At 71.3% G+C, this 22,223-nt stretch carries 18 protein-coding genes; 12 read left to right on the top strand and 6 right to left on the bottom strand.

Going from position 1 to position 22,223, the window contains the following annotated elements; translation table 11 throughout:
- Positions 1-20 precede the first annotated feature (20 nt).
- A complete protein-coding gene (locus tag AB0A90_RS02025) occupies positions 21-2,024 on the bottom strand; it encodes a DUF2264 domain-containing protein (RefSeq protein WP_357240114.1) in 2,004 nt (667 codons plus the stop codon).
- Positions 2,025-2,288: 264 nt separating this feature from the next.
- Between AB0A90_RS02025 and AB0A90_RS02020 the strand changes: the two genes are divergently transcribed.
- The 8 genes from AB0A90_RS02020 to AB0A90_RS01985 all read left to right on the top strand — a co-directional run bounded on the left by AB0A90_RS02020 (position 2,289) and on the right by AB0A90_RS01985 (position 11,933).
- Positions 2,289-4,244: a heparinase II/III family protein gene (locus AB0A90_RS02020; RefSeq protein ID WP_357240111.1), complete on the top strand. Its 1,956-nt coding sequence runs from the start codon at positions 2,289-2,291 to the stop codon at positions 4,242-4,244.
- Entirely contained in the window at positions 4,241-5,380 is a 1,140-nt protein-coding gene (locus AB0A90_RS02015; protein ID WP_357240108.1) for a substrate-binding domain-containing protein, read from the top strand. Before AB0A90_RS02020 ends, AB0A90_RS02015 begins: the two co-directional genes overlap by 4 nt.
- 115 nt (positions 5,381-5,495) lie before the next feature.
- Positions 5,496-6,782 carry a protein kinase gene (locus AB0A90_RS02010; protein ID WP_357240105.1) on the top strand — a complete coding sequence of 429 codons (1,287 nt, stop codon included), beginning with the start codon at positions 5,496-5,498 and terminating at the stop codon, positions 6,780-6,782.
- An 84-nt stretch (positions 6,783-6,866) separates the two neighbouring features.
- Complete coding sequence (locus AB0A90_RS02005; protein ID WP_357240102.1) at positions 6,867-8,633, top strand: extracellular solute-binding protein; 1,767 nt, start codon at positions 6,867-6,869, stop codon at positions 8,631-8,633.
- A 121-nt stretch (positions 8,634-8,754) separates the two neighbouring features.
- Positions 8,755-9,264, top strand: a complete 510-nt coding sequence (locus AB0A90_RS02000; protein WP_357240098.1) for a hypothetical protein — start codon at positions 8,755-8,757, stop codon at positions 9,262-9,264.
- Positions 9,265-9,556: 292 nt separating this feature from the next.
- Positions 9,557-9,856, top strand: coding sequence for a hypothetical protein (locus AB0A90_RS01995; protein WP_357240095.1), 300 nt, complete (start codon positions 9,557-9,559; stop codon positions 9,854-9,856).
- 78 nt (positions 9,857-9,934) lie between these two features.
- Positions 9,935-10,492, top strand: coding sequence for a hypothetical protein (locus AB0A90_RS01990; protein WP_357240092.1), 558 nt, complete (start codon positions 9,935-9,937; stop codon positions 10,490-10,492).
- A 1-nt stretch (position 10,493) separates the two neighbouring features.
- The gene (locus AB0A90_RS01985) at positions 10,494-11,933 is read left to right on the top strand and encodes an NAD(P)/FAD-dependent oxidoreductase (RefSeq protein WP_357240089.1); all 1,440 of its coding nucleotides are present in this window, start codon (positions 10,494-10,496) and stop codon (positions 11,931-11,933) included.
- A gap of 17 nt (positions 11,934-11,950) precedes the next feature.
- Here the strand turns inward: AB0A90_RS01985 and AB0A90_RS01980 are convergent, their stop codons facing one another.
- Entirely contained in the window at positions 11,951-12,559 is a 609-nt protein-coding gene (locus AB0A90_RS01980) for a TetR/AcrR family transcriptional regulator (protein ID WP_357240086.1), read from the bottom strand.
- Positions 12,560-12,794: 235 nt separating this feature from the next.
- Here AB0A90_RS01980 and AB0A90_RS01975 point away from each other — a divergent pair, with 235 nt between their 5' ends.
- Positions 12,795-13,544, top strand: coding sequence for an alpha/beta hydrolase (locus tag AB0A90_RS01975; RefSeq protein WP_357240083.1), 750 nt, complete (start codon positions 12,795-12,797; stop codon positions 13,542-13,544).
- Between the two features lie 109 nt (positions 13,545-13,653).
- Here the strand turns inward: AB0A90_RS01975 and AB0A90_RS01970 are convergent, their stop codons facing one another.
- Positions 13,654-14,739, bottom strand: a complete 1,086-nt coding sequence (locus AB0A90_RS01970) for a hypothetical protein (RefSeq protein WP_357240080.1) — start codon at positions 14,737-14,739, stop codon at positions 13,654-13,656.
- A 115-nt stretch (positions 14,740-14,854) separates the two neighbouring features.
- A complete protein-coding gene (locus AB0A90_RS01965; protein ID WP_357240078.1) occupies positions 14,855-15,697 on the bottom strand; it encodes a MerR family transcriptional regulator in 843 nt (280 codons plus the stop codon).
- A gap of 425 nt (positions 15,698-16,122) precedes the next feature.
- On the opposite strand from AB0A90_RS01965, the gene AB0A90_RS01960 reads away from it, so the two are divergent.
- A complete protein-coding gene (locus tag AB0A90_RS01960; RefSeq protein WP_357240075.1) occupies positions 16,123-16,701 on the top strand; it encodes a hypothetical protein in 579 nt (192 codons plus the stop codon).
- Between the two features lie 21 nt (positions 16,702-16,722).
- Here the strand turns inward: AB0A90_RS01960 and AB0A90_RS01955 are convergent, their stop codons facing one another.
- Together AB0A90_RS01955 and AB0A90_RS01950 are read right to left on the bottom strand one after the other, a co-directional pair.
- The gene (locus AB0A90_RS01955; protein WP_357240072.1) at positions 16,723-19,305 is read right to left on the bottom strand and encodes an FtsX-like permease family protein; all 2,583 of its coding nucleotides are present in this window, start codon (positions 19,303-19,305) and stop codon (positions 16,723-16,725) included.
- Positions 19,302-20,048, bottom strand: a complete 747-nt coding sequence (locus AB0A90_RS01950) for an ABC transporter ATP-binding protein (protein WP_357240069.1) — start codon at positions 20,046-20,048, stop codon at positions 19,302-19,304. The genes AB0A90_RS01955 and AB0A90_RS01950 overlap by 4 nt, the downstream gene beginning before the upstream one ends.
- A gap of 242 nt (positions 20,049-20,290) precedes the next feature.
- On the opposite strand from AB0A90_RS01950, the gene AB0A90_RS01945 reads away from it, so the two are divergent.
- Both AB0A90_RS01945 and AB0A90_RS01940 read left to right on the top strand, forming a co-directional pair.
- On the top strand, positions 20,291-21,478 hold the full coding sequence (locus tag AB0A90_RS01945; protein WP_357240067.1) for a histidine kinase: 1,188 nt from the start codon (positions 20,291-20,293) through the stop codon (positions 21,476-21,478).
- Positions 21,466-22,125, top strand: coding sequence for a response regulator transcription factor (locus tag AB0A90_RS01940; RefSeq protein WP_357240064.1), 660 nt, complete (start codon positions 21,466-21,468; stop codon positions 22,123-22,125). The genes AB0A90_RS01945 and AB0A90_RS01940 overlap by 13 nt, the downstream gene beginning before the upstream one ends.
- The last annotated feature ends 98 nt before the right edge of the window (positions 22,126-22,223 follow it).

The following is a 22,223-nucleotide window of genomic DNA, read 5'->3' as shown; positions in this document are numbered from 1 at the left end:
GCCCGGACGGGCCCGCACTGCTACCAGGCCGCTTGGGTGGGCCTGGGATGTTCCGTGTCCAGACGGGTCGACGTGCTGACCCCGTCGGGCCAGTCGACCGCCAGGTGGAGGCCGTGGCCGTCCTCGTCGACCACGGCCTGGCATGCCTGCCCGGCCGTGGCCACCGGCACCCTGGACAACTCGGTGAAGGTGGCGACCCAGGTGCCCGGCCGGACGGGGTGGTCCAGCCAGGGCACGACCAGCCCGCCGGCCAGGGGTCCGCCCTGCGGGACGGCGGTGGCGCCGGCCGTCCCTCCGCCGTGCACGCTCTCGAGCAAGCTGGTCAGGCCGGCGCCGGTCACGACCGCCGCCCGGTCGCTGACGGTCGCCGTGGCGTCCCCGGGAACGGCCCAGCCACCGATCCGCAGCCACAGCGCGGCCGCCTCGACGCCGTCGGCCAGGCCGTCGACGCGGGTCAGGCGCAGCTCCCAGGGGCCTCGGACCAGCGAGTACACCGTGAGGTGCCCGGCCGGTCGGTAACGGCCCACGCGGCCGCCGCCGTGATCGCGCTGACCCGGATCCGGGTCGACCCAGTGGGCGAGGGCACGTGACCCGGCCACCCCCACCCCGTCGGCGTCGACGTGGACGGTCAGCAGGCGCATGCCGGCGCGGTGGGTGACCCGACCCGCGTCGTCGACGAGAGTGACGGACTGGTCGAGCGGGCTGGCCCAGCCGCTGTCGTCGAGGACGGGAGTGGTGGCGGTGGAGTAGCCCAGTCGGGCGTAGAGGGGGGAGTCCGAGACGGTGGCATCCTCGACGGCGTGGTCGGTGCCGTGGTTGACGACGCGGACGATGCCGTCGGCGCGGGTGCTGGAGACCAGCCAACCGGGCGCGTGTATCGCTCGTACCGCGTCGCGCTCCTGCACCGGCAGCGGCTCCTCGGGCGCCGTCCACACCGGATGGTCCGCGGGTAGCGCGATGCCGAGCAGGCCCTTGCTGGCCCAGTACGGCGAGCCCGGCCCGGAGTACGACTGCGCCAGTCGCGGCCACGGCCCGTGCCAGCCGAGGGTGAGCAGGCCGCGTTCGTCCAGGGCGTCGTTGGCGACGAAGTGGCGCACGATGCGGGTGGCCGCGCCGCGCAACCGGCCGAGGCTGACCGAGGGCACGCCGGCGATGGCGCCGACCCAGAACGGCGCCGCCGCGGCGAAGCGGTAGATCAGGCTTCGCCCCTGGATCAACGGGGACCCGTCGGCGCCCACGAGCGCGACCGCGTCGCTCAGGAAGCGGTCGAGGCCGGCCAGGTCCCGTTCGCGGCGCTGCTCGGCCAGGTCGGCGGCGCCGGCCATCCGAGACCACAGCGTCGGGTAGAGGTGCAGGGCCCAGCCCACGTAGTGGTCGTAGGCGCGGTCCGGCCCGTCGGACATCCAGCCGTCGCCGCGGACGAAGCCGTCGTGCGTGGTCAGGTCCTCGTTCATCTCGTCGAGCGAGTGCGGCCCGCCCACCGACCGCAGGAACGTCTGGACGACCAGCCGGAACCAGACCCAGTTGATCCGGGGGTACGTGTCGTCGCCGACCGCCGGGCGCAGATAGTCCACCACCCGCTCCCGCACCGCCGACGGCAGCCGGTCCCAGATCCACGGGCGGGTCAGGTCCAGGACCAGCGCGATGGAGGCCGCCTCCACCTTGGCCTGGGGGTGCTCGTCCAGGCGTACCCAGCGGTCCGGAGAGCGCGGGTCGGTGCCGGCGGTGATGCCGGCCGTGTACCGGTCCACGAGGTCGTCCACGCCCACTCCCTGGGCGCCGGCGATGCGGAAGCCGGCCAGCAGGAAGGTGCGGGCGAAGCCCTCCAGGCCGTCGACGGCCCGTCCGTAACCGCCCTCCGGCCCGGGAAACGTGACGAGGGCGTGCCCGGGCGACGCGAACGGACGGGCGGCGGCCAGCATCCGGTCGGCGAGGGCCAACCAGTCATCCCGGCTCCAGGTCGCGGCGAGCGCGGCACCCGAGTGCGTCCCCGGTGCCGGCTGGCCGGTCGTCCCGAACGTCATCCGAGGTCCTGTCGCATCGATCCGTCTCCGTGAAGGTGGCGAGCGGGGCGTGCCGCTAATGTGACGCGCAGGCATCCGCAGGGTTTCCGAAGTAAAACGCTCACAACAGAGCAAGTCAATGCTTCTCTTCGACCGATGTGAACACACCTGATCAAAAGGATGCACGTTGCGGCGTCAACCTGGTGTCCCTGTGGGCACTCGACTGCCATAAGTGCTCTGATACGATCAAAATCGTTCAGACTCGCTCTACCAGTCCGAGGGGCCATGACCGTCGCAGAGCGCTTCGCGGGCCCTCTGGCTGCGGCCTGGCCGGGCAACCGCACGGACCTGCTGGCACGGGCACTCGCGCCACCGGACGGATCGTTGCCGGTGCCGCCGGCGCGCGAGCGTGCCGTGTGGGCGCACCCGCACGCCCCCACGATGCGACAGCTGCGCACCCGGGCCGAGGACGACCTCGCCACCCCCTGGCCACTCCCACTGGCGCACCAGTACGCCCGGTACTTCCGCGACGGCGAACGCGACACGTACGAGCAGGTGGTCTTCGCCCGGCAGCGGCGCCTGACCCGGGCCGCCGTGCTCGCCGCGGTCACCCTCGACCCGACCTGGCTGGACGAGGTGGTCGACGGCGTGACCCTGCTGTGCGAGCAGAGCAGCTGGTGCTGGCCGGCGCACGACGACACCCGCGCCGTGCACGGCGCGGTGCTGCCGACCGTGACCGATCCGTATGTCGACCTCGGGGCGGGAGAGGTCGCCGCCCAACTGGCCTGGGTCGACCACCTGCTCGGCGAGCCGCTCGACGCACACGCCCCCGGCCTGCGGGCCCGGATCCGGCACGAGGTCGACAGGCGCGTGCTCACACCGTTCGCCCAGCGCCGCGACTGGCACTGGCTCGGCCTCGACGGCGACGTGCACAACTGGAGCCCGTGGATCCACGGCAACGTGCTCGTCGCCGTACTGCGACTGGTGGACGACCCACCCCGGCGCGCCGGGCTTGTCGACCTGGTGGTCGAGGGGCTCGACCGGTACGTGGCGTCGCTGCCCGCCGACGGGGCCATCGACGAGGGCTACGGCTACTGGTGGAACGGCGCGTGTCGGGCCCACGAGGCACTGGACCTGCTCGCCCACGCCACCGGTGGCGCGTTCGACGGCGTGCCGGCCGATGCCCTGCGGCACACCGTCGCCTTCCCACACCGGATGCACCTGGGCGGCGACTGGTACCTCAACCACGCCGACGGGCCGGCCCGGCCCTCCGGGGGCCAGCCCTGGCACGCCCTGCACCGGGCCGCCCGCCGGGTCGGGGACACCGACGCGCTGGCGTACGCCGCGGCGCACCGCCGTCCCGACGCGCCCGTCGCGGACGAGGGACACGGCCTGGGCCGGCTGCTGCTGGCAGTGACCGACCCGGCGTGGATCTCCGCCACCCCAGAGCCGGCACCGCTGACGCGCGACGTGTGGCTGCCCTCCGTCCAGGTGCTGCTCGCCCGCCCGGCGGCCGGCAGTCCCGGCGGGCTGACCCTGGCGGTCAAGGGCGGGCACAACGGCGAACACCACAACCACAACGACGTCGGCAGCATCGTGGTGGCCCTCAACGGGGTGCCGGTGGTCGTCGACGCCGGGCGGCCCACCTACACGGCGCAGACCTTCGGACCCGGTCGGTACGACATCTGGACCATGCGCAGCGACTGGCACAACGTCCCGCACATTCGCGGCACCGAGCAGGCGCCCGGTCACACTTTCGCCGCCCGGCACGTCACCGCCACCACCGACGACGCCGACGCCGAGCTGCGGCTGGACGTCGCCGGGGCGTACCCGCGCGCGGATGTCCGGCACTGGTGGCGCAGCTCGCGGCTGGAACGCCACAGTGGACGCGTCGTCATCGTCGACGCCTGGCAGCTCGACCCCTGGGCGCCCGACCGGGACCAGGCAGTCCCGCCGACCCACGTCCACCTGCTCGTCGCCGGCCAGGTACGGCTCGGCGACGGCCGCGCCGAGGTCACCGCGCTGGACGGCGTCGGCCGACTCGGGCTCAGCTGGCAGCCGGCATCGGCGCCCTGCGCCGCGATGATCCGGCAGATTACGGATCCCCTGCTCCTCGACGTGTGGGGAGACCAGCTGACCCGGCTCGCGATCGACGTCACCGCGTTCGGCCCGGCCGGCGAGCTCGTCGTCGTCATGCAAGAGCTCTCGCCGCACGAAGCGTTCCTCGGAGGTCCCTCATGACCAAGGACAGTCCCGTCGTCACCACGGCGGAGTCCTCCCGCGGGCCGCTTCAGGTCGTCCGCCGCCAGCAACTGTTGGCCGCCCTGCAACGCGACGGCTCGATGCGGGTCTCCGACCTGTCCCAGGTGCTGGGCGCCGCACCGGTCACCATCCGGCGCGACATCGCGGAGCTGGCCGCCGAGGGGTTGGTCCGCCGCGTCCACGGCGGGGTGGCCCTGATCCTGCCGGACGACGCCCCGGCGGCAGACGAGGCGCCGGTCGCCGGTCTGACCCCGCTGGGCGGGCGCGCCCTCGGCATGCTCGTGCCCTCGTTGGACTACTACTGGCCGGACGTGGCCCGCGGGGTCGAGGGCGCCGCCCGCGAGCTCGACATGCGTGTGGTTCTGCGGGGCTCCTCCTACGACACGGAGGATGACCAGCCGCAACTGGTCCGCCTGGTGGAGCGGATGGGCGTCGACGCGCTCATCGTCGCGCCGAGCATGGACGCGCCGAGCGCCGAGCGCACCATCGAGTGGCTCGACCAGGTCGGTGTCCCGGTCGTCCTGTTGGAACGCACCGCCACGGTGGGCAGCCACCACGCGGTCATGGAGTCGGTGGTCACCGACCACGCGCTCGGCGCGGCCATGGCGGTACGCCACCTCACCTCACTCGGGCACCGCAAGGTCGGCCTGGTGCTCGACGCCAACAGCCCCACCAGCCAGCACGTCCGGCGCGGCTGGCTCGACGCCACGACCGAGTACGGCCTCGACCCGGACGCGACGGTGGTGGCCACGGTGCCCGACGCCCGGTCGCCGGAGCGGGACAGCGTGCTCCACGACGTCCTCGACAGGTGCCGGGCGACCGGGACGACGGCGCTGCTGGTGCACGCCGACGCCGAGGCCATCGCGCTGGTGCAGCACTGCGAGGAGCGGCACCTCTCCGTTCCCGGCGACCTCTCCATCGTGGCGTACGACGACGAGGTCGCCGGGCTCTTCAGCCCGCCGTTGACCGCGGTCCGACCACCACGACGCTCGATCGGGCGGGCCGCCGTGCGTCTCGTCGCCGACCGGCTCGTCGACCCCGACCTCCCCACCCACCGGATCGTCATCAGCCCGTCCCTGCGAATCCGGGGGTCGACCGCGCCGCCACCCGCGTAGGTGGTGCCCTCGACCTCAACCCATTGCCGAACGTCCTCGGTCACCGGCGATGGACATGGCACGATGGCCGTGTCCTGCGCCGCCGGTGGCCGGGCACGACACTGATGGAGTCGGGATGTCAGAGCTGGCCGGCGCACCGGTGCCGGGGTTGGCGAAACTGTGGACGCACGACCCGCTCACCGCCGGCCCGTACCGGCTGGTCGGCCGGCTGGGCGCGGGTGGGCAGGGGGTCGTCTATCTCGGTGAGGACGACGCCGGTGACCGGGTCGCGGTCAAGATGGTGAACGTCGATCTGAGTGATCCACGGGCACGGTCGCAGTTCGTGAAGGAGATCGCGGCCGCACGGCGGGTCGCTCCGTTCTGCACCGCGCAGGTCCTCTTCGCCGAGGTGGACGGCGAACGGCCCTACGTGGTCAGCGAGTTCATCGAGGGCCTGACCCTGCACCGGCACGTCCGCGAGCGCGGTCCGGTGACCGGCAACGCCCTGCACCGGCTCGCGGTCGGCACCGTGACCGCGCTCGCCGCGATCCACAGTGCCGGCGTGGTGCACTGCGATCTGAAGCCGGACAACGTGGTGCTGGGCGAGGACGGTCCTCGGGTGATCGACTTCGGCATCGCCCGCGCGTTGGGCGTCACCGACACGGCGACCAGCCGGGTCATGGGGACCACCGCGTACATGGCGCCCGAACGGTTCCGCAACGACGCGGTCGGCCCGCCCTGCGACGTCTTCGCCTGGGCGGCCACGATCGCCTTCGCCGCCGGTGGTCGGCCGCCGTTCGGCAACGACTCGCTCTTCGCCGTGATGCACCGGGTGCTCAACGACCCGCCCGACCTGCCGGCGCTGCCTCCCGTCCTGGACGAGCTGATCCGGGAGTGCCTGTCCAAGGACCCGGCGGACCGGCCGGCCGCGGAGCGTGTGCTGGTGCGGCTGCTCCGGCAGGATGGCCGGGTCACCGATCCGCTGCGTCGGGACCACCTGCTCGAGGTCGGTAACAAGACCGCGGGCGCGCCCACACCGAACCACCCGCTGCCACCGGTCACGCCCACGGCACCGCACCCGACGCGACCGCAGATACCGACCCAGCCGACCCAGCCGGCGCACGTGTCGGTGCCGGCCCGGTCGGCGCCCGTGCCGGTGACCCAGCCGGCGTACCCGCCGGCGACGGAGTCCGTCGTCGGCGCTGGTGATGGCGGCGCGATGCGGCGGCTCCGGACGGAGGCCCCGGACGCCTGGGGCATCTCGACCGCGCTCTTCCTGGGTTCGGTCGGCGCCGCCGCCGGTTACGTCGCGTCGAGCGCGGTCGGCCCGGCCGCCGCCGTCGGGGCGATCACCCTCGTCGTGGTCTACCTGGTTCGACTGCTGGTCGCGACGGCGATCGGGGGGCGACCCGACCGGGGGTGAGACGCGCGCTGGGGCCGCGATCGCCGGCTGGCGTCGCATCGATAGGTTGACTGCCACCAGCCGCCCGCCGAGGAGGACGTCCCGATGCCCCCAACCGCCACGCGTACGCGGCAGTGGTTGCCGTACACCGCCGCCGTCACCGCCGGGCTGGTGGTCATCGCCGGGGCGTTCGTGGTCGTCCGGCAGCGCGAAGCCGACTGCACCACCACGCTCGAGGTCAACTCCTCCACGGAGAAGGCGGCTCTGCTCGTCGACCTGGCCGAACGCTACAACCGCAGCGACCGGTCGATCGATGGCGGCGGCTGCGCCCAGGTGCACGTCAGCGCGTTGAACTCGGGCAAGGCCACCGAGGCGCTGGGCACCGGCTGGGCCAACACCGGCCTGCCGCAACCGCAGGTCTGGTTGCCGACGTCGAGTCTCTGGACCGGCCAGCTCCGCCTGCTCGACCAGGCCGCCGGCCGGGAGCCGCAGACCCCGGACCACTACCCGTCGATCGCCAACAGCCCACTGGTGATCGCGATGCCGCAGCCCAAGGCCGAGCTGGTACGCCAGCGCGGGTCGCTGGGCTGGGGGGAGATCCTGGGCCTCTCCGGGCGGGACGGGTGGGCGGGCTTCGGCAAGCCGGAGTGGGGCCGCTTCACCTTCGGCAAGGACAACCCGAACCTCTCCACCTCCGGGCTGGCGGCAACCATCGCCACGTACTACGCGGCGGCGCAACTGTCCAGCGACCTGAAGCGGTCCGACCTGGCCAACCCGACGGTCACCCAGTTCGTCAGGCGGATCGAGGCCAACGTGGCGCACTACAGCGACGACTCGGTGGACCTGCTGCGCAGTCTCGCCGAGGCGGACCTGGCCGGTGGCGCGGACCGCCCGGACGACATGAGTGCCATCGTCCTGCAGGAGGAGCTTGTCAACCTCTACAACACGGGTGCGCTGAGCCCCCGGCAGGACGGGCAGGAGCGGGGTCGCCGGCCGAACGTCCCGCTGGTCGCCGTCCATCCCAGGGAGGGCACGTTCAACCTGGACCACCCGTTCGTGGTGCTGCCCTCGGCCGATCGGCAGCAGAGCGCGGCGGCCGCCGACTTCCAGAAGTTCCTGACCGAGGACGACCAGCAGGAGAGCTTCACCCGCCTCGGCTTCCGGGATCACCAGGGCCGCGCCTCGGCGGAGTTGCTCGCCACCGTCGGCCCCGAGCCCACCGCCGGACTCACCTACTTCAAGCCCCCGGATCCGCAGGTGGTCGGAGCGATGCTGGACGGTTGGCGCACGCTCCGCAAGAAGGCCAACATCCTGATCGCCCTGGACACCTCGGGGTCGATGGACGTGCAGGTCGGCACCGCGGGTAGCCGTTTCCAGGTTGCCTCCGCGGCGGCGGGCAAGGGTCTCGCGTTGCTCAACACCGAGGACCGGGTGGGGCTCTGGTCGTTCTCCTCCGAGACGCCGCCGAAGCGCCCCTACCGGGAGGAGGTCCCGCTCGGCGATTTCGACCAGAAGCGGATCGACAGCAAGATCGCGGGCCTTAAAGTCGCCGGCGGCACCGCCCTCTACGCGACGATCCGGGCGGCACATCAGGAACTGCGCGACAGGTACGACCCGCAGCGGATCAACGCGATCGTCGTGCTGACCGACGGCAAGAACGAGTACAACCCGGACAACGACCTGGACCGGTTGCTCGCCGAGGTGGCCCTGGACCCGGATCGTCCGGTGAAGGTGTTCTGCATCGCCTTCGACCGAGATTCGGACTTCGCCACCCTGGACCGGATCGCCAAGGCATCGTCGGGCAAGGCCTTCGACGCCACCGATCCTGCCACCATCGACGAGGCGTTCGTGAAGCTGGTCAGCAGCTTCTGACGTACTCCCCGGCCGTCACCGGACCTCGGGAGACCCCGAATGCCGGCAGCGCGTGCGACCTCCGGAGCGGGTGACAGCGGCCGGTAGGGTGAGTTACCGATCAACACGAACGGTGGTGCCGGTGAGTCTGATCCAGGCGGGTGTCACCGCGATGACGACGATGCTGGCGGTCCTGATCGGTGGGTGGCTCACCGTCCGAGCCCAGGATCGGCTGTGGCGGCGCGACCAGGATCGACAGTGGCGTGACATTCGGCTGCACGCGTACACCGACTTCGTCGGCGCGGTCCGGGAGTACGTGGCTTTCGTCCTCAACCCGGCCGCCCGCATCACCGCGGTGCCGCGCCCGCGTGATCCAGGTGATCTCATGCCGTTCTTCGACGACGAGGGCAGCCGCTACCGGGAGCGGCTGGAGAGCACCAAGACCGCGCTTCGGCTGGTGGCCGGCGATGTCGAGGTGGTGAGCGGTTCGTCGGAGCTGGTGCGACAGGCCCGGCTGTTGGCGGCCGCACGGGCGGGTAGCGGCGCCGAGGCGTTGCCCGCGGATCGGTTCGACGCCCTGTGGGAGGCCGAGCGCCGATTCATCGAGGTGGCCCGGGCCGAACTCGGCCTGCCCTCCGCGTTCGCGCGCTGACCGGTCAACGCCGTCGTCGCAGTGACGCCAGACGCGTCACCACGACCGGGGTGGGCGTTGGTCGGTCGATCGCCGCGATGACCCGTTTCCCCACGTAACCGCCCGATGCGGCACGTACCGCTCGATGCCAGCACTTATTGACGCGTAGTGGCGCGTGTCACCCGCGCGCACGCGGGGAGATAGAACGGTCGGTCTTGACGAGGTGAGTCGCGATCGGTACGGTATTCAGGGACAGAACGTTCGTTCTACCTGGTGCCAGCCGGGTGTGCGGCTGTGCCTGAAGGAGACCGCCATGCCCACCAAGATCACGCTTGTCATCGGTAATCCCGCCGACCCTGGCGAGTTCGAGAAGGTCTACGCCGACGTGCGCCGGGCCGCGGAGACCTTCCCGAAGCTTCAGCGGGCCGAGTCGGCCAAGGTGTGGCCGAAGGAGGACGGCACGCCCGCCCCCGCGTACCGGACGCTCGACCTGTACTTCGCCAGCTACGAAGACGCCGCTGCCGCAGTCGCGACGCCCGCTGCCGGCATCGTCTTCGGCGGCCTCCAGGGCGCTCAGGTGGAGATCACCGGGCTGTTCTCGAACATCGAGTAGCACCGCCGTCTCGTCCCGGTGGTGGTCCGCACCCCCGCTGGGCGTCCCCTTCGCTCCGCAATCCCCGAGAGGATGACCATGACCACCGTTGCCGTTCCCGGCATCTCGACCACGGCCGCCGCCCTGCGGCGGTTGTACTTCGGTCGCTTCGCCTTCGCGATCGTCTGGGCTGCCGTGACGTTCCCCCTCGCCAAGCACCTCAACCCCCTCACCGCGGCGCTGCTCGTGCTCTACCCGCTGTTCGACGTGGCCGCCGCCATCGTCGATGTCCGCACGTCGCGCACCACCGGATCGCCCACGCTGCTGTACGCGAACATGGCGATCAGCCTGCTCGCCGCGGTGGGCCTGGGTATCGCCAGCGCGTCCGGCATCCCGCCGGTCCTGCGCGTCTGGGGCGCCTGGGCGGTCGTGGCCGGGCTGATCCAGTTGGTCGTGGGCGTCACCCGCCGCAAGGTGGGCGGCCAATGGCCGATGATCATCAGCGGTGGCATCTCCGTCGTCGCCGGTGGGTCGTTCTTCGCGGCCGCCTCCGCGGACAACCCGGCGCTGACCAACGCGATCGGCTACGCCATCCCCGGCGCGATCTTCTTCCTCATCGCGGCCATCCGACTCGGCCGTGTCGCGAAGGGACACTGAGGTGGAGAACGCCACGTACGACGTCGTTGTCATCGGCGCGGGGCCGGTGGGGGAGAACGTCGCCGACCGGATCGTGCGGGGCGGCCTGACCGCCGCGATCGTCGAGCGGGAACTGGTGGGTGGTGAGTGCTCGTACTGGGCCTGCATGCCGACCAAGGCGTTGCTGCGCAGCCAGACCGCGCTCCGGGCGGCGCGTCAGCTGCCCGGTGCGCGCGAGGCGGTGACCGGCGAGTTGGACGCGGCGGCCGTGTTGCGCCGCCGGGACGCCTTCGCCGCGCACTGGAAGGACGACGGCCAGGTGTCCTGGCTGAACTCGGCGGGCATCGCGTTGTATCGGGGCCAGGGAAGGATCAGCTCCGACCGGATCGTCGAGGTGACCGGGGCGGGCGGCGCCACCACCTCGCTCACCGCCCGGCACGCGGTCGTCATCGCGACCGGAACCAGCGCACTGGTGCCGGACATCGCCGGTCTGCGCGAGGCGGCACCGTGGACCAGCCGCGAGGCGGCCGCCGCGAGCGAGGTGCCCGGCCGGCTCGCGATCATCGGTGGCGGTGTGGTGGCCGCGGAGATGGCGACCGCGTACGCGGGCCTCGGATCGGCGGTGACGGTGCTGGCCCGGGACGGCGTGCTCACCCAGGCGGAGCCGTTCGTCGGCGAGCGCGTCACGCAGTCCCTGCGGGACGCCGGCGTGGCGGTCCGTCTGAGTGTCGAGGCCACGTCGGTCAGCCGCGACGGCGACGGTACGGTGCGCATCACGCTCACCGACGGCGCACCCGTCGACGCCGACGAGATCCTCGTCGCGATCGGCCGTACGCCGAACACGCAGGACGTCGGCCTCGACCGGGTCGGCCTGGAGCCCGGCGCCTGGCTCGCGGTCGACGACACACTGCGGGTGGTCGACGGTGCCGGAGCGTTGATCGGCGACGGATGGCTGTACGCGGCCGGGGACGTCAACCGGCGTGTGCTGCTGACCCACCAGGGCAAGTACCAGGCTCGCGCGGTGGGCGACGTCATCGTGGCGCGGGCCAGCGGCGAGGCGGCAGACGACCGCCCGTGGGGCCGGCACGTCGCCACCGCCGACGAGCGCGCCGTGCCGCAGGTCGTCTTCACCGATCCGGAGGTCGCGTCGGTGGGGCTGACCGCGGCCGCCGCCGAGACCGCCGGGCTGCGGATCCGGGTCGTCGACTACGACCTGGCCGCCGTCGCCGGGTCCGCGCTGCACGCCGACGGCTACCAGGGGCACGCCCGGATGGTCGTGGACGAGGACCGACGGGTGATCGTCGGCCTCACCCTCGTCGGTCCGGACGTCGCGGAACTGATCCATGCCGCGACGATCGCCATCGTCGGCGAGGTCCCGCTGGAGCGGCTGTGGCACGCCGTGCCCGCGTACCCGACCGTCAGCGAGGTGTGGCTACGCCTCCTGGAGGCGTACGGCCGCTGACGGGACCCGTGCGGCGGTTAACGGGCCGGCTCTGCCGACTGGCGCTCCGAGTTGATTCTGAGGAGCCCCTCGACGCCGCGCAGGAAGGTCTCGGACACCAACGTGGGGTCGGACAGGCATCCGGCCGCCATGGCGCCGTCCCGGAGCATGACGAAATGGCGTGCGGCGGGATCCGCCGTTCCTTGGTGGACCTGCGCCATGAGCGTGGTGATGGTCTCCAGGAACCATTGCCGGTGGGCCGTGAGTTCTTGGTGCACCGGATGGTTCAGGTCGGGATATTCCGCCGCGGCATTCAGGAACGCGCACCCACGGAAACCGGGGGACTGGATGTTTCGGGCGATGGAACCGGCGATGGCCAGGAGGGGATCGACAGGCGATCGGTTGGCGGCGAGGGCCTCGTCGACCATGCCGCGCTCCAGCTGATGCACCTCGCGCAGGTAGGCCAGGATGAGGTCGTCCTTGCCGGGGAAGTGCCGGTAGAAGGTGGCCCGGGTTACCTTCGCCTCGGCGATGATCCGGTCGACGCCAACGGAGTGAATGCCCTCGGCGTAGAAGATCCTGGTCGCCGTCTGGAGAAGCCTGAGTCGTGCCGCAGAGGGCCGGGCATCGGGTTCGTCGCGCGTCACCCGACCATCTTAGCGAATAGAACGTTCGGTCCGCCCCGACGTTTGACGATGGGCTGCGTTTTGTCGATCTCACTGACAATGGGCTCGTCGGTGCTGGATTCTGAAGACTGCGACCCCCCGGAGTTGAGGTTGCGGACTGCATGCGCTGCCGGGAAATGCTCCGTCGACCGTTCTCGCCCATCCGTTCCGCGTACCACACGCAGCGGTCGGCGAGGCCTCTCGAAAGGATTTCCAGATGAGCCCTGCTGCTGACCTGCCTGCCCAGGAGGCAGGAATGCCGACAATCGTGCTGATCCACGGGGCATTCGCCGGCTCGTCGAGTTGGAATGGGGTGATTGCCAACCTCAAGCGTCAGGGCTACCCGGTCATCGCCGTCGCCAACCCGCTGCGCGGTGTGCAGAAGGACGCCGCCTACGTCCGGGCTCTTCTGGACAGCCTGTCCGGACCGGTCGTGATGGCCGCCCATTCCTACGGCGGGCTGGTCATGACCGAGGCCGCCGATGGTGCATCCAACGTCAAGGCCCTGGTGTACGTCGCCAGCGTGAGCCCGGACGTCGGCGAAAGTGTGGTCGGGTTGCTCGCCAAATACCCCGGAAGTCAGCTCGCCACCAGCATCAACATGGTGCCGGTCCCTTCCGACGACGGTGGAATGACCGTGGATCAGTACCTCGTGCAGGACAAGTTCCCGGAGGTGTTCGCCGCCGACGTCGACCGCGCCACCGCCGAGATCATGGCGGTGACGCAACGGCCCGCGTCGGCGAGCGCCCAGGAGGAGAGTGTGACCAAGGCGGCCTGGAAGACTATTCCCTCCTGGACTCTGATCAGCACCCAGGACCAGGGCATTCCCCCAGACCTGCAACGCTTTCTGGCCGACCGGGCGGGGTCCACCACAGTCGAGATCGCCGCCTCCCACGCGGTGGCAGTCTCGCAACCCGGCCCGGTAGCCGACCTCATCGACACTGCCGCTCGCGCCACCGCCCGCTAGTGCTGGACCCGGGTGCGCTGACCCGTCGCCGCCCGCGCCGGGACGACCCGTTGGTCACCGCCGCGCCCGGCGGTGACCTGGGTACGGCCACCGCCGGTCCGGCTCGGCGTCAGAGCCGGGAGGTGAAGGTGGCCAGGAAACGGTGCGGGGTGACCACGCCGGCGTTGTCGAAGCAGATCACGTCGACGTCGGCGTTCGTGGTGTAGGGCCAGGGTTGGGTGAGGTGGCAGTAGTTACTGCCGGTGCCCTGCGCCACCACCTGTGCGTGCGTCTCCTTGAGGCCGACCTGCGGGAAGGTCGCCAGGTAGCGGCCGGCGGGCGCGAGCGCCGCCACCGTGTTCGCGCCGACACCGAGTACCGAGTTGTCGTTCGTCGGACCGCCGACGGCGGTACCGAGGTAACCGAAGTGCGACGGTGGGGCGAGGGAGCCGATCACCGGCCGCCGACGGTGGTACGAGAGGACGAAGTCGGTGTTGACGAACGCGCCGGCCTGGTCGTAGCAGAAGACGTACACCTGCACACCGGTGCCGACCGCGCTCCAGGAGTAGACCTTGCACCGGCGCGGGCCGGCGTTCGGCTGCACGGCGGTGACCTGCACGTTGCCGGCGAGCACCCCGGCCAGCCCCACCCCGGGCAGCCGCACCAGGTACTGCCCGACGCCCACCGGTCCGGCCGTGTTGACCGCGCCCGTGGAGTTGTACGACTGCGCCAGCAGGGCGCTGCTCCACTGCACGTACGCGTGGGAGGTGCCGGCCGGCAGCACGCCCGAACTGGTCGTCCAGAGCACGGTGAACGGGGTGTCGTCGCGTGTGCCGCCCGGCTTGTGGCACTGCACGTCGACGATCTCGTCGACGCCGGACTGGAACCAGCGAACCACCTCGCAGTAGTGCCCGGTCCGGTTCACCGGGGTCACGTGCGGCACGCCGCGCGCGCCGGCGCCCACCTGTGGGAAACGTACCTGGAACCGGCCCGGCGCGAGCTTGATGCCGGTGGCCCAGGCGGCCGGGAACGCGGTCTTCCAACTACCCCACTGCCGGCTGGTATCGAGCACGGTCCAGACCGCGACGGTGGGGTCCTTGACGTACGCGAAGCCCCAGCGGTCGGCGGTGGCCGCGGCGGCCGGTGCCGCCGGGGCGAGCGCGCCGGCGGCCAGGACCGCGGCCAGTGCCGCGGTGACGAACGATCGGAGACGCATCTGTTCCTCCAATTCGACGGGAACATGTCGGGGAGGAGTGTGCTCGCGGTGATCTCATGGTCACAGTCAGCTAGCAGGTGCGGCGGTGTCGGTTGTCCGCTACTGGTGGACGGCGTCAGGTCACCTGGCCGGCGTCCGTCTCGTCGAGGGTGCAGATCGCGACTCTGGTCTCGACGCCGTCGTCGTGCAGCAGGTGACGGGTGCGGGAGAGGTCGGGGAAGGCGCCGTCGAGGGGATGTGTCAGCAGGCGGGAGAGCGCGGTGGCGTACTTGGCCATCGTGGTCCTCCCCGGAATGAAGATCGACAGTTCGTCCCGGGCGTCGAAGGCCTGTACCTCGACGACGCGGGACAGGGCCGCGACCGCTCCCGCGTCCGCCGTGACGGGCACCTTCACCAACCACCACGGCCCCCCGCCGCTGCTGCTCTGCCGCTTCTGTTCCGGGGTTTCGATGGCCGGGGTCCGCCACGGCACCCCCGCCACGACAGCGCCGCACGACTCCACGGTCTTGACCACCTCCTGAACGGTGGCGACGGCCTCGGACTCGTCCCACTCGGACCGGTCGTGCCCGGCCGGCCGTCCAGCAACCAGCGTCGACACCACTGTCATCTCGGGTGCGTGGCGCAGGTGCACCTCCGGCCACGAGGAGAGGAACTCCCGCGCGTCGCGGATCGCCTCGTCCTGGGTCTGTCGCTGGCGCTGCACGTCGCCGCTGTGCGCCTCCAGCAGGGCAGCCGCAGTGTCCGGCTCGTCGAGCGCCCGGCGGACAAGCTTGACACTCATCCCGGTGCCGCGCAGCACGGTGATCAGCATGGCGCGTTCGACCTGGTCGAACGTGTACGAGCGGTAGCCGGTCTGCTCGCTCACCGCGGCGGGGACCAGCAGACCCTCGGAGTGGTAGAACCGCAACGTCTGCGGCGACAGATGGCACATCTCGCTGAAATCGCTGATGGACAACATGGCACCATGCTGGTCCCTGCGGTAACCACAAGGTCAAGCGCCGGTCGACGGCGACGCAACGACCCGCTGGGTGGCTGCCGAGAAGACAGCCGGGCCGAACTAACGCTGACGCTCGTCGATGTTGCCAGGGCGCATCCAGACGTGTTGGAATGGGCTCATATCGCCGCAGCGCGGGGGCAACCGTGCTGAGAACGGCCAGCACGGGAGCAGCTCAGTGCCGGCAGCGCGCCGCCTTGGCGGTCGCTCGCCTGCCGTATCGCCGGGTCATCGCCATGACGACGGGCGTCCTGCCGGGCAGGCAGCCGCGCCCGCCGTCCGTGTCCCCGGTCCGTGCCGTCGACGGCTGACGTGGTCGACGTTCGACACTCCGGGGCGTCCGATTCGGTCTGCCCACGCACAAACCGGCGACGAGGTGAGAAGCAATCATGGTTTCCCGAGAGAGTTTCGCGGGATGGTACCGACACCGCCTGGTGTGGGTGGCGGTGATCCTGCTGGCGGTGTCGGCCGGCGCGGTCGTCCTGGTCAACCGGGCCGGCCCGGAGACGAAGCCGGCGGACCTGCAGACGCAGATCATGGCCCGGATGCGTACCGTGCTGGAACAGGCCGACCCGGGCCAGCACAACCACGCCGGGCACAATGCCCAGCAGGTCGCCGCCGGGGAGAAGCCCGCGGTGATCTGCGGGGTCCGCGTCTACGGCTACGAGCCGACCGAGGTCACGGCGCTCGCCGACGTACGCACGGTCTACGGCTTCCACCTCTGCGGGGTCGCGGAGCGAGGGCGGCCCTGGGACGTGGCGGTCAAGCTGGCCGGCCCCGTGATCATGGACATGTCCAAAGAGCCGCCGGGCATCCAGGTCGTCGAGGCGACCGCCGAGGTCATGTTCACCGACCGGGTGAAGCAGATGTTCCCGGCCAAGTACGCGGAGTTGGCGCTCAAGGAGGCGCTTGCCGAGTCGGAGATGGCCGACCAACGCCGCCGGTACGACGCCGCGGCCGGGATGTGATTCCTCATCCGGGGCGGGATCTCACTCGCGAGCGCCGATCGCGACGACGGGCTGCGACCGCATGGCGAGCCGAGTCGAGATCATGATGGCGGCCGAGCCGAGGAGCGCGGCGACCGCGACGATTCCCAGATAGACGAGCGGTGGCACCGACGGGATCGGCGTTCTGGTCAGCGCGATGCTCGTGCCGACCACCGACGGGGCGGCGGCCAGGGTTCCGATGAGGACGGCCGCCACCACGATGATCCTCGTCTCGCCGCGCATCATCGCGAACACCTGGCCACGGGTGGCGCCGACCAGTTGGAGCAGCGCGAATTCGCGAAAGCGTGCGGCGGTGGCCATCACCAGGGTGTTCACCACGGCGATCGCGAGGTAGCCGAGGAGGACCGCGTTGAGAATCAGACCCGTCGCCGACTCACCGGCCGCCGCTGCGCTCTGCGCGGCGACGAACGACTCACGGTCGTTCACCTGGACGGTCGGAAGGTGGTGGACGGCGGCTCGCAACGCGTCGCCGAGTGCCCCGACGTCGGTGCCCGAGGCCGCCGCGACCAGCATCGCGAAGTCCAGGTGGTCGGTGGTGTGCTCCAGGACGAGGTCGTGCGGCAGCGTGACGTCACCGAGGCCGAGCCCTCTGTCGTACCGCGCCACCACAGTGGGTCTGATCGGCGTGCCGTCACCGAGACGAAGGTCGACGGTGTCGCCGAGCGCGGCGCCGAGGGTGTCCGCCGCGATCCGACTCAACGCCACCGTGTTGCCCCGCAGATTCGCGACATCGCCGTCGAGGACGGCGAGATCCATGGTCTCGACGAGCCGGTCACCGATGACGCCCTGCGCCGCGTAGGTCCTGATCTGAGGGCTCTCCTCCGGTCCGAAGACCGCAAGCGTCCGCGTGCGGACGACCGGGGTCACCGCCGAGACGCCGGACACCCCTCGGAGTACGTCCGCGACCTCGGGCGACACTCCGGCGGACGTGGCCGTGACCGTGTAGTCCGCGCGCAGTCCGTCCGCGGCCTGATCCTGGGCGGCCGCGCTCGCGGTCGTTGCGCTGAAGAGCTGCCCGGCGGCCAGGGTGATGCCCATGATCAGCGGAGTGGTCGCCGCGGCGAGCCGCCGTGAGTTGGCGTGCGCGTTCGCGGTCGCGAGGAACCCGCTGACGCCCGGCCGGCGGTTCGACCAGGGGCCCAGCACGGTGACGGCGCCCCCGAGCAACCGTGGCCCTAGCAGCGCAACGGCGAAGATGAGCAGGAACGCGGAGAAGGCCGCGCTTTCCGCGGCTCCCTCACCGGGTAGCACCAGCGGCAGCACGAACGCCATGGCGAGACCGGCGGGGACCAGCAGCACGCCGACGGTCAACCGGATCCACCCGAGTGTGGGTGGTTCCACCGCGGCCTCGCCGAGCGCGTCCACCGGCTTGAGTCGGGCCGCGCGCCGGGCGGCTATCCAGCCGCCCAGACGAGCGCCGACCAGGCACAGCACCATCGCCCCGAGTACCGGCAGTGGGCTGATCGACAGCTCGAAGTCGTCGGGTACCGCGCCGACCAGGATGAAGGCTTCGCGGAGGAGGAGGCTCAGTCCGATGCCGGGAATCACCCCGAGCACCGCCCCCAGCGTGCCCACCACCATGGTCTCGGCGCCGATCATGCCGAGCACCTGCTTCGGGGTCGCGCCGATCGCCCTCAGCAGCGCCAGTTCCCGTAGCCGCTGCCGAACGGACAGGGCGAGTGTGCTCGCCACGACGATCATGATCACCAGTACCATACTGCCGCCGAACGCCAGGGACATCTCGCTGATGAACGAGCGTGTGCTGCCGATGTCCAGGAACTCGGCCTCGCTCCGGTCGCGGTCGGCGTAGACGACCACGTCGGCGACGGCCGCCTCGATGGCGCTCGCCAACTCGTCGGCATCGACACCCGGTGCGGCCAGCACACCGACCGCGTCCACCCGGTCCGGTTGGCCGGTCAGTTCCCGAGCCCGATCGTCGGTGAAGAACACCGCGGACTGCCGGGCGAGTTGTCGTCCAGGCAGACCCCCGATGCCCACCACCCGGTACGTCGACACGGTCGAGCCGACCGCGAGTCGTACCGACGCGCCGACGGTGACGCCGGCCCGCTCGGCCAGCGCGGAGTCCAGCACCACGTCGTCCGGTCCGGTCGGGGCGCGGCCGGCGCCCGTGGTGAACGGGCCGAGCGCCGCCGACGACCAGCCATGCCCGAGCGTCGGTGTGCCGTCCGGCCCGGCGAGCACCTCGGCGTCCACTGTCACCAGGCTGACCGGGACGGTGACGTCGGCGATCGCCGCCCGCACGCCCGGCACTCGCGCGACGTCGCCGACCCGGTCGGCCGGCAGCGTGGCCCGCTCGCCGAACCGGGGATCCACGTCGTCGGCCACCGGCAGCGCCTGCCTGGCGCCCACCACCAGGTCGGCGGCCTGGTAGCGCTCGGTCGGCACGCCCGAGCGCTCGCTACTCTCCAGCAGGATCCCGCAGGCCGTGATTACCGCCGAGCCGCACAGCACCGCGACGAATGCCGCGACGAACCCACCCTTGCGCCCCCTGATCGTGCTCCAGGCCAGCGCCAGCGAGCGCTGCGACAGCACGCGGCGACTCACGGCTCTCCCAGGTGGGTCATCCGCTCGGCGATCTGCTCGACGGACGGTCGGGTCATCTCGCCGGCCAACCGGCCGTCGGCGAGGAACACCACGGTGTCGGCCTGCGCGGCCGCGACCGGATCGTGCGTCACCATCAGCACCGTCTGTCCCAGGTCGTCGACGATCTTCCTGAGCAGTGCCAGGATCTGCCGCCCGGTACGGCTGTCCAGCGCACCCGTCGGCTCGTCGGCGCACACCAGGTCGGGTCGATTGATGAGCGCTCTGGCGATCGCCACCCGCTGTTGCTGGCCACCGGAGAGCTGACTCGGGCGTCGGTCGTGCTGCTGGGTGAGCCCGACCGCGGCCAGGACACTCGCGAGTCGCTCGGGATCGACAGGTCGCTCGGCCAACCGGACGGGCAACGTGACGTTGTCCGCCACGGTCAACGCGCCGAGCAGGTTGTACGCCTGGAAGACGAACCCGATCCGATCCCGGCGCAGCTCGGTCAACCCGGTCTCGGAGAGACCGGACAGGTCCGTGTCGCCCAGCACGACCCGGCCCGACGTCGGGCGGTCCAGACCGGCCGCGCAGTTCAGAAACGTGCTCTTGCCGGAACCGGACGGACCCATGACCGCGGTGAACGTGCCGTGCGGGAACCCGGCCGTGACCCCGTCGAGGGCGCGTACCTCGTTCCTCCCCGACCCGTAGACCTTCGACACCGAATGCAGTCGCACGGCGCACGGTGGCGTCGTGGCCGTCGGCATCGCGCCCGGCGGGAGCGAACGGGTCGCGGTGGCCTCGGCCAGCGGGCCGCGCCGTCTCGATGGGTTCCTGCTGTCGCACCTCATTCGTCCGACGCTAGGGTCCGCCGCGTCGGATACCGATACCCTGTACCACCGGATGCGAGGTACAGCTGGCTGTAGTGCCGCGGGCGGTGGCCACCGGGCAGACTCGCCGCCGTGTCGGGAACGCGAGGGGACGCCACCCCGAGCAGAAAGGGCATCCGGTGACGTCGGCTCAACGGTGGGCGCAGGTGTGGCGGGGCGGTGCCTACCTCCTGGGATCGCTGGCCACCGGGATCGCCACGCTGCTCGCGCTGCCACTGCTGTGCCATCCGAGGCTCGCCCGACGATGGGCGAACTGGCACCGTGACCGCGCCGGCCGACTGCTCGGGACGCCGTTGACGTCGCGCCCGCCCCTGCGTGCGAGGGGCCGCCAGGCGTGGACCGATCCGGCCACGCCCCGCGACCTGCTCTGGCTGCCGGTGAACGTCATCACCGAGGTGGCGCTGGGCCTGTTCGCGCTGCTGTGCGTGGGCAACCTCCTGACCGCGGCGGTCGCCACACCACTGTGGTGGGCGTTCGCGCCGGAGAGTCGACCACGGCTGTTCGTCGACATTGCGGTGACCGACTGGGCGACAGCCCTCACCCTCGGTCCGTTGCAGATCCTGCTGCTCGCCGCGCTGGCGTACCTGGCGTTCGTGCCGATCGCCCGCGCGCACGCCCGGCTCTGCCTGGTGGTGCTGTCGCACTCGGCAGCCGAACAGCTCGCCGACCGGGTCGCCGTGTTGACCCGTACCCGGGCGGACGTGCTCGACGCACACGGCGCGGAGCTGCGCCGCATCGAGCGCGACCTGCACGACGGCACCCAGGCGAGGCTGGTGGCCATCGCGATGCGGCTGGCCGTGGCCCGGCGGGCGCTGTCCGACAATCCCCGGGACGAACAGTTCCTGGAAGGACTTCTTCGCGACGCGCACGAGGGAACCGAGGAGGCGATGACCGAACTCCGCGACGTGATCCGAACCGTCTACCCGCCGATCCTCGCCGACCGCGGTCTCACCGGCGCACTGACCGCGGTGACGGCTCGCTGTGGTGTGCCGACCCGGCTGGACATCGACAACCTCGAAACGGTACCGGCGGCGGTGGAGTCCGTCGTCTACTTCGCCGTCGCCGAGGCACTCACGAACGTCGCCAAACACAGCCGGGCGACCACGGCCGGCGTACGGGTGCGCCGTACGGCGGACCTGTTGTCGGTGGTTGTCACCGACAACGGTGCTGGCGGCGCCGACGATCAGTTGGGCACCGGCCTGGCCGGAATCCGTCGCCGAGTGCTCGCGCTCGACGGCACCGTCGACGTCGACAGTCCGGCCGGCGGGCCGACGACGATCACCATGGAGCTGCCGTGCGGGTCGTGATCGCCGAAGACAACGTGCTGCTGGCCAGCGGATTGGAACTGTTGCTCAACAGCGTGGGGTTCGACATCGTCGCCATCGCGGGCGACGCGACCGGCTTCCTCACCGCTGTACGGGACCACCGGCCCGACGTCACCATCGTCGACGTCCGGCTGCCGCCGTCATTTCGCGACGAGGGCATCCGAGCCGCGTTGCAGGCCCGTCGGGAGCACCCCGGCCTGCCGGTCCTGGTGCTGTCGCAGTACGTCGAGCAGCAGTACGCCGCCGAACTCCTCTCCACCACCGGTGGCGGCGTCGGCTACCTCCTCAAGGACCGCGTCAGCCGGGTGGACGAGTTCGTCGACGCGCTGCGCCGAGTAGCCGCCGGTGGCACCGCCATGGACACCGACGTCATCGCCCAACTCCTCGTCAACCGCAGCGACCCGATCGCCGTTCTCACCCCCCGTGAACGCGAGGTACTCGCCCTGATGGCACAGGGGCACGACAACAACACCATCGCCGCACGGCTCGTCATCACCGACAACGCCGTGCACAAGCACATCGGCAACATCTTCCACAAGCTCGGCCTCGCCGTCACCGACAGCGGCCACCGCCGCGTCCTCGCCGTCCTCGCCTACCTCAACGGCGCGGGCCAGACCGACGGCGACTGAGCAGGCCGTCAGCCTGCGCACCCTCCCGCCAACCCGGAGAGGGAACCGCGGTGTCGGTCGCGGATGGCACAATCCCGCTCACTGCCCGCGGGAGGAGA

Origin of the sequence: Micromonospora sp. NPDC049204 (assembly GCF_040647935.1) — a bacterium.
Classification (GTDB): Bacteria; Actinomycetota; Actinomycetes; order Mycobacteriales; family Micromonosporaceae; genus Micromonospora.
This window is presented reverse-complemented; position numbering and strand designations above follow the sequence as displayed.